We start from the raw sequence: 7705 nt of genomic DNA, 5'->3' as shown, positions 1-7705 counted from the left end.
GGGTATAACTGATTCTATCAGCTGGTAGTATTGCAATCCCCCCATAGTACCCCGAGCATCTCATAGTAACACGAGCATCCTGCTCGTGGACAGTTTTTTGCTTTTACAGTTACCAAGCAGAATATTTGGTCTACTATGCAGCGCGTGTAACTCTCAGAAATATTCTTATTACAATAGACTTTCGAGTTTCACATTATCATAAGATCTAAAAGTATCTTTTAAGTATTGCATATACATACCATTTTATATATTTTGGAAGCCATCTAAAGAGCTTGAAGTTAGATTTGCCATCAGTTCTATCTTTCCAGGTAGAAGGAACTTCAGTTATCTTTCCACCGTTCAAGAATGTCTTTACGGTAATCTCCATACCTATCTCAAAGCCGCCAGTGCTCTCTATATTTATCCTTTTCAGAGCATTTCTACTGTACATCTTGAAGCTATTTGTCACGTCGTGGGTAGGAATACCTGTAAGATAGTGCAGGCTAATGCCTGCCAATCTAGAAAGAAGTCCTTTAATTATTGGACCGCCTATCTGGGAGCCGCCTTTCATATACCTTGAGCCACAGACTACGTCATATCCATCTTTTATCAAGTCAAACATCTTACTAGCTACAGACAAATCATCAGATAGATCTGCCATTACTACCAGAACAGCGTCTTCAGTGGACTCCTCTATGCCAGTCTTTATAGCGTTTAGGGCACCTGTGCCGTATTTGTTTTTCAGGAGTGATACTTTATAATCTCTTAGATTAACTCCTTTTAGAGCTTTTAGCGTTGTGTCCTCTTCAAAGTCATAGACAACGTAAACTTTGTTGTATACGTTTACTTTCTCCTTTAGTTCATAGAGAGTCTTTAATATGTTATTCCCTTCGTTGTAAACAGGGATTACTATTCCAAGGGTTAAGTCTTTACTCAATCAGATCTTACCAAGCTCAATTTGTTTTTGTATCCAGGGGATTATCTCGTCTAAGGCATCCTCTAGGGTTACCTTTGCCTCAAAGCCTAGAAGCCTCTTTGCCTTTGAGACGTCAGGAGACCTCTTCTGAACGTCATAGGGAAAGGGTTCATCAGATACATATCTAAAGGGTTTTGAGTCGCCGTGAACCTTTTTCCAGATAATCTGGGCTAATTCAAGCACGGTATGCGCTTTAGAGGTAGATATGTTAAAGTCCTCATTTATAGCGTTTTCATTTTCAATGCAATATCTAATACCCCTTGCAAGGTCTCCCCCATACGTGTAATGTCTTAGCTGATTCCCACTGCCCAGTATATGAAGAGGATCCTGACCTTTCAAAACCTTTTGAACCAGATCAGGGACTACGTGGCTCATTGCCAATTTAACATTGCCAGACATGATGCTCTCATCAGATAGGGCACGTCTTTCTCCTATTCCAATGCAGTTAAAGGGTCGGATTATAGTATATGGCAGTCTGTACTGCTCCCATGCACCTTGAGCAAAGTATTCGCAGGCAAGCTTCTGAAAGCCATATGTGGAAGATGGTGGTGGACATCTTCTCTCTTCTCCTTCAGGGGTAGGAAAAACGCTTGTATTTTCGAACACCATTGATGAAGAGAGAACGTTTATCTTCTTTAATTTCTTGTTTTTAAATGCCCAGATAGCAGCGTCAAAGGTAGAGGCTATTATCCTCTCGTTCTCAGCTAAGAGGTCATAGGCAAACTTGTGGAAGTAGGATATACCCCCTATCATAGCAGCACCAGCCACTACCTGATCGCAGTCAGAGATTAGATCCTTCAAAAGAGCTGTATCCTTTACATCACCCTTTATAAACGTATATCTTGGGTTGTTATCATAACTCTTTGACAGTTCTCCGTACTTTGAGAAGTTATCTATCCCAACCACCTCATGGCCGTTATTTAACAACTCCTCTACAAGATAACCCCCTACGAATCCAGCAGATCCAGTTACAAATATCTTCATTACCCTTGCCTCCTTGTAGTATTTTTGTGAATAGTATATGATTTATCACTATTCTCTCATATTCCAAACATCTATTACTGTCTTGTCACTAGGAATATTTAGACTAGCGTATCTTTTATGCGGACAGCCGATGAATATGATATCGCAATTCTTGATAAGATCCTCCTCAGTCACAAATCTATTATCCTTTATGTAAGGGTCAGAGCAAAGAAGCGTGCAGTTTTCAAATTCAAGTATATGCTTTAGCTTATATGCAAGAGACTCCCTCTTGTCATCACTATCTGGCTTAAAGGCCATGCCAAGAATACCCACTACCTTGTTCTCAAGAGATAACCTTTGCTTTAGTTGCTCGACCAGAAAATACGGCAGTCCTTCATTCACTAACATAGCCGCATGTCCTAAGAAGAAGTTGTTCTTGCTAAAGGCAGCTAACTGCATAGTGTCCTTGAAAAGACATGGCCCTGCTGTAAAGCCTGCCTTTGGAAAGTCCTTAGCCCTAGGATAGTTATACACAATAGCCTTGTAAATCTTGTAGAAGTCAAGGCCATTCTGAGTAGCAATCTGATAGAACTGATTTGCAATAGAGAACTTTATATACCTGTAGACGTTTGTAAAAAGCTTTGCTAACTCTGCTTCCATAAACGAAAGCCTTATTATTTCAGAAGTTATGGCCTTAAAGAGATTACTTGCCTCAGAAAAGGACTCGTCGTCTTCAGATGAGATTATCTGAGGAAGGCAGGATATCTCTGAGATAGCATAGCCCTGAGCAATCCTTTCAGGACAAAAGGATACCCTTGTTTTCAGGTTATTCTTTCTGAGATAATCTATTATCTTTTCAGTGGTACCAGGGTATACAGTGCTTCTCAAAATTATATGTTGGTTGTCTGAAAAGAGTTTGATAAATCTTGACAGAAAATCTCTAAATAGCACAAAGTTAGGTGATAGGTGCTCATCTACTGGAGTTCCTATAACTATGATTATGAATTTGGAATCCTTAATTACTTCCCTATCGTCAGTAACGAAAAGGGTATTATCAATGGTTTTATTTAGTATCTTGTCAGCACCACGTTCCATAAAGGGCATTACTCTATTTTTTACCATTTCTATTGCGTCCTTGTTTATGTCATACAAAATTGTCTTTAAATTTTTATTTGCAAAGGATAGTCCTAAAGGTAGTCCCACATGACCTAATCCGCCAATTATACACACGTCATATTTAAAGCTCAATTTTCCCTCCAAAATTAGTTAAATAGTATTATCTCTTAAATATCGCTCTGTCGTAAACCACAAAGTTTAAAAGTGAGGCTATCCCTATACCGATTGCAACGTTTAATAAGTAGTTTAGTTTAAAAAGGTAGTCAAATAAAGCAAAAGAAATAGTCCTAATAAATATTGCAAGTGCATTTGAAGAATAAAAAAGAAAGATCTGTTTTAGCAATCTATATCCGCTCTCAAATGTACAATCTCCCCACGTAAAGGCTCTATGAAAGAAAAAGGCAAAAAGGATACTAAGAATTAATGCAACAAAGTTTGCAAGGTTTTTTAAAAAGGTAGAATTCATCTTGAAAAAGTCAATAAAAAGGTATATGAGAAAAAAGTTAAAGGCAGCAGAAATTAAACCTATTACGATAAATCTAAAAACTCTTTCTTTGTGGTTTAAAAAAACTCTGTTATTTTCTAATTCTAAATCTTTAATATGATCCCTCCAACTGGTTGAGATAAGTAAATTTATGAACAGATAAGCTAACTCTTACTTATTATATATTACTTTTCAATATTTAATTCTATTGGCTTAGATTCATAATAACCAGTTTCATCATAATTTATTATTCTTAAGATTAGAGTGTGTTTTCCAGCGTTTAATTCATTAAGAGGTATTGAACCATTGAATCCAGAATATTCATAATTTGTATTACTAAAAGCTTTACTTACATCAGGTCTTTGATTCCCAGTTTGAAATGGATAAAAATATTTATTATCAATTACTGCAATAACTCCTCTATCTTCATTTTTTGCAATACTGTCTACTGCCCATCCAGATATCTGGATAAAATCATCCTTATTGCTTTTGGTTACGGTTATCTCAGTTGGCTGTGTAGGATTCTGTGCTAAGTTATACAAGGACTTATTATTATTTAGTGTAATAGACTCTATATAATATTTAGTATTCTGGCTTAATAAATGAGTTTTTTGAATTAGGAAAGTAATATCCTTAAATTTTGCGTCAGAACTATAAAAAGTTGTACTAAAACTATTATCATAATCTAAATTTATACCATACCTTCTTTTTGTAGTGATTTTAAAAGATTGTATTTTTAAAAGGTTGTAAGCATTTCCACTCATTAGGTCATTTAAATCGTTCTGGTTTCTAATAAAATATTTTACGAAAAGGTGGTCTTTAGATACCATAGGGATAAATCTATATGGACCTGCTATTGTATTGTCTGAAAGTTTAAAAGATATATATATAGCTAAGAGGTTTGTAAAAAACATCTATGATATGCGATAGAAATGTCGGAGTTATATTAATATCCATAAAATCAGCATTTGAAGGCAGATCAACCCATTGATTTAATTCAGATTTGATACTTGATATCGAAGTTAAATTCAAATTTTGACATGAGTTTTTTCTTGTAAAAAGGGTATATCTATTCCCTGGAATTTCAGTCTTATAGCAAGATAAGATTGTCATAAAGGTATATGGCTCTGTAAATAAAGGATATCTCCCATCAATATCCTCAAATGTATAAATTATTTTTTGTGGAGCATTGCTATCACCTAATTGCTTTGCATTTTGCTCATCAAGATATGGAGTATATGCAGAATAGGCTTGTGGGATAATTTGTGGGATAAATTTAAAATTATAACCTTGAGCCATCATAAGATCCCAGGGGATTATTGTTACTGTTTTATTTTTTATAGATTGAAGAATAGAAGAATCAATTTTAAATCGGTTGCGTATATAATTATCAGATATATTTTGAAGTTCATTTCTTTTATCAATACTAAAAACAAGTTCTACAAGCGTTTTAAGATTACTAAATGGCCTATAAAGATTTAAATGGATTGAACCACCTACAACATTGAAATAAAATACTAACAGAAATAATATTATATTTATAAAATTATTTGGTAATTTCAATCTTGAATAAATTAAAATAGTGAAAACTATTAAAATTAGAGAGATTGAGAAAAATAATAAGGCATGTCCACCAACTATTCCGGGATCTTGTCTAACAAATCCCTCCTTAAATGAAAAAAATAAAACCAACAAAAGCAACAAAATTTGAGAAAATAATCTCTTTTCTTTGTTTTTGTAAGCCTTAAATAATAAAAATATAAAATAAAAAAGTATAACTATAGCTACAATATTTTGAAAATGGCTTCCGTATATAAACATTGAAGAGGTATAGCCTATTATTATTTCATATATTCCCCTCAGCAAAGCAAATAGGTTAAATAAATTTTGTCCAATTAGCATATAAAGCATTAAGAAAGTTATAGCGAAAAAAAATAATCCAAATAAACTTTCAAATAAAATCCTTTTTTTATTGCAATTATACACACATAATAATGGATATATACAAAGAATAATTATTGAAAAAGGCATAACATTAAATTTAACAAGTGAACCAAAAGCCATTAAGAATCCTGAAATAGCAGATCTTATAGACAATTTTATATTCATACTTTCAAAATTATTGCTAAAAACATCTATGATAATTAATGTAGCAATCAGGTATAAAAGTGTCGAAATAGGAAGAATAATTGTCACATTTATACTAATAAATACTAGGAATATCAAAAATAGAAATGTATCATAAGATATAATGTCATATTTATTATTAGTTTTTAGAGTATATGAATATGCAAAATAGGCAAATATTAAGCTAAATAATACCCTTACAAGTATATTGGCAAAAGCCGACAAAAACCATAAAGTATGATTACTATAAAAATAGCTATTATCTAAAAATCCAAGAGGTCCATAGGTAAATATTACTTTAGTGCCCCATTGAAAATTATTAGAAAAGGCATAACCTAAAAAACCAGCTCCAAGAAGGATCTAAAGTATTAGCCGAAGAACCAAAGATTGATGTAAAATTTGGCAAAGCCAATGAAATTGAAAGAAATATAACTATGATTGAAAAAAGATACTTTTTACTAATCTTAAACAATTTTAATTATTCACCTTATCAACTTTAGTTATTATCAACTTATACTCTTATATTCTTACTAATTTCAGTAAAACTCTGTTATTTTCTAATTCTAAATCTTTAATATGATCCCTCCACTAAGAAAAAGTTTGATCTAATAAATTTAATAATAATATATTATCAAACTTTTTGATAAGCAAAAAACCCATAATAGTATCCTGAGCTTTTTTGTGGTACCGTGAGCATCTTGCTCAGAGTGCATTGCTGTTGGTTTTTAAAAACTAACCAGCAGTAATTCTGAAGTTACTTGTCAGGGATAACAAGCGATAATTTTTTTACCTTTTTCATTAAACGTTGTAAAATAATAATAAACACAAATGAGGTGTTAATATGGATTTCGCAAGCGCTGTAAACTGTATGGATGGTAGAACACAGGAACCTGTTATAAGCTGGATAAAGGCAAAGTATGGCGTAAAATATGTAGACATGATCACAGAAGCAGGGCCAATCAAAGTAATTTCAGAAAACTCAAATAGTTGTCTTATAAATTCCATAAAAGAAAGATTAAATATTTCCATAAACGTTCACGGTTCGAAACTTATTGCAATAGTAGGTCACTATGACTGTGCCAGAAATCCAGAAAATATGAATACTCAAATTATGCAAATAAAAAAATGCATAGACATAATCAAGGACTGGTATAACGTTGAAATTATTGGTCTTTGGGTAAGTGAACGCTGGCAGGTTGAAAAAATTAATATATAAATATAGATTATAGATATGTATACTCCTAGTTCTTTGACTTTTTCAAGAACTTCTGAAATATGGCAATTATTTATGTCTTTAATTAAAACAACAGATCACGTCCAATTTTTCTGTAAATTTATCCAACTGATAGAATCAGTTACACCCAACCTCGTTTAAAAAATATAAATCTCAACTTGCTCAATGCTGATAAAAGCTCTTTTCTTCCCTTATTGTCAGAATTACAGACAAGGTAATACCAGAGATAAGAGAATGGCAAAATAGAACATTAAATTCTGTCTACCCAATAGTGTATATGGATGCAATGGTCTTTAAAGTTAAAGATGAAAATGGCTTCTATAAAAATAGGAACCTACACTTTGCAATAGGTATTAACCTTGAAGTTAAAAAAGATTTACAATGACAATCCCAAAGGGATATCTCAAAGACCATCCAGGACATTTACGGCTTCAATTTAAGCCATGAAACTGTTTCTAAAATCACAGAGCGAATTGTCCCTATGGTACATGAATTTAGAAACAGAGCCCTAAAGAAGTTTTATCCGTTTATTTTCGTAGATGTAGGGTGTCCAGACACATCAGATTTTAGTTTACACAAAATACTTGACAGGTTCAAGCAGAATTTTTAGACCTTGATATACACAAACTCATATTTAATCCCTCTTGTTCCCCACTACTATAACATATTACGCAATATTCTCATAGTCAAATTTGACAAATTATTGCCAAAAAATGGCCTGTATTCAGGGTTTGTAAAAATTATAAGACATAGAAAGTGTCAAAGAACCGTCTATGGTTTAAAAAAACTCTGTTATTTTCTAATTCTAAATCTTTAATATGATCCC

General features: G+C 32.9%; 7 protein-coding genes and 2 pseudogenes. 3 read left to right on the top strand and 6 right to left on the bottom strand.

What is annotated here, in order from left to right; translation table 11 throughout:
- Positions 1-205: 205 nt before the first annotated feature.
- The 6 genes from ACWIUX_RS07570 to ACWIUX_RS07545 all read right to left on the bottom strand — a co-directional run bounded on the left by ACWIUX_RS07570 (position 206) and on the right by ACWIUX_RS07545 (position 5714).
- On the bottom strand, positions 206-916 hold the full coding sequence (locus ACWIUX_RS07570; RefSeq protein WP_448590121.1) for a glycosyltransferase: 711 nt from the start codon (positions 914-916) through the stop codon (positions 206-208).
- Complete coding sequence (locus ACWIUX_RS07565; protein WP_448590120.1) at positions 917-1939, bottom strand: NAD-dependent epimerase/dehydratase family protein; 1023 nt, start codon at positions 1937-1939, stop codon at positions 917-919. It abuts the gene before it with no gap.
- A gap of 48 nt (positions 1940-1987) precedes the next feature.
- On the bottom strand, positions 1988-3166 hold the full coding sequence (locus ACWIUX_RS07560; protein WP_448590119.1) for a nucleotide sugar dehydrogenase: 1179 nt from the start codon (positions 3164-3166) through the stop codon (positions 1988-1990).
- 28 nt (positions 3167-3194) lie between these two features.
- Positions 3195-3563 carry a GtrA family protein gene (locus tag ACWIUX_RS07555; RefSeq protein WP_448590122.1) on the bottom strand — a complete coding sequence of 123 codons (369 nt, stop codon included), beginning with the start codon at positions 3561-3563 and terminating at the stop codon, positions 3195-3197.
- Positions 3564-3703: 140 nt separating this feature from the next.
- Positions 3704-4432, bottom strand: a complete 729-nt coding sequence (locus tag ACWIUX_RS07550; protein WP_448590118.1) for a hypothetical protein — start codon at positions 4430-4432, stop codon at positions 3704-3706.
- Positions 4392-5714: a hypothetical protein gene (locus tag ACWIUX_RS07545; RefSeq protein ID WP_448590117.1), complete on the bottom strand. Its 1323-nt coding sequence runs from the start codon at positions 5712-5714 to the stop codon at positions 4392-4394. The genes ACWIUX_RS07550 and ACWIUX_RS07545 overlap by 41 nt, the downstream gene beginning before the upstream one ends.
- A gap of 772 nt (positions 5715-6486) precedes the next feature.
- Here ACWIUX_RS07545 and ACWIUX_RS07540 point away from each other — a divergent pair.
- From ACWIUX_RS07540 to ACWIUX_RS07530, 3 genes and pseudogenes are all read left to right on the top strand, one after another.
- Positions 6487-6861: a carbonic anhydrase gene (locus tag ACWIUX_RS07540; protein ID WP_448590116.1), complete on the top strand. Its 375-nt coding sequence runs from the start codon at positions 6487-6489 to the stop codon at positions 6859-6861.
- A gap of 193 nt (positions 6862-7054) precedes the next feature.
- A pseudogene (locus ACWIUX_RS07535) lies at positions 7055-7258 on the top strand (transposase); the annotation flags it as partial.
- Between the two features lie 9 nt (positions 7259-7267).
- Positions 7268-7420: pseudogene (locus ACWIUX_RS07530) on the top strand (transposase); the annotation flags it as partial.
- Positions 7421-7705 lie beyond the last annotated feature (285 nt).

It is taken from the genome of Thermodesulfobium sp. (assembly GCF_053498235.1).
Note: the sequence above shows the minus strand (reverse complement) of the source record. Positions and strands in the feature narration are given on the sequence as shown.

Bases quoted from the DNA above. Each gene is read 5' to 3' on its own strand.
- ACWIUX_RS07540 (WP_448590116.1), top strand. From the start codon at position 6,487: ATGGATTTCGCAAGCGCTGTAAACTGTATGGATGGTAGAACACAGGAA.
- ACWIUX_RS07565 (WP_448590120.1), bottom strand. From the start codon at position 1,939: ATGAAGATATTTGTAACTGGATCTGCTGGATTCGTAGGGGGTTATCTT.
- ACWIUX_RS07550 (WP_448590118.1), bottom strand. From the start codon at position 4,432: ATGTTTTTTACAAACCTCTTAGCTATATATATATCTTTTAAACTTTCA.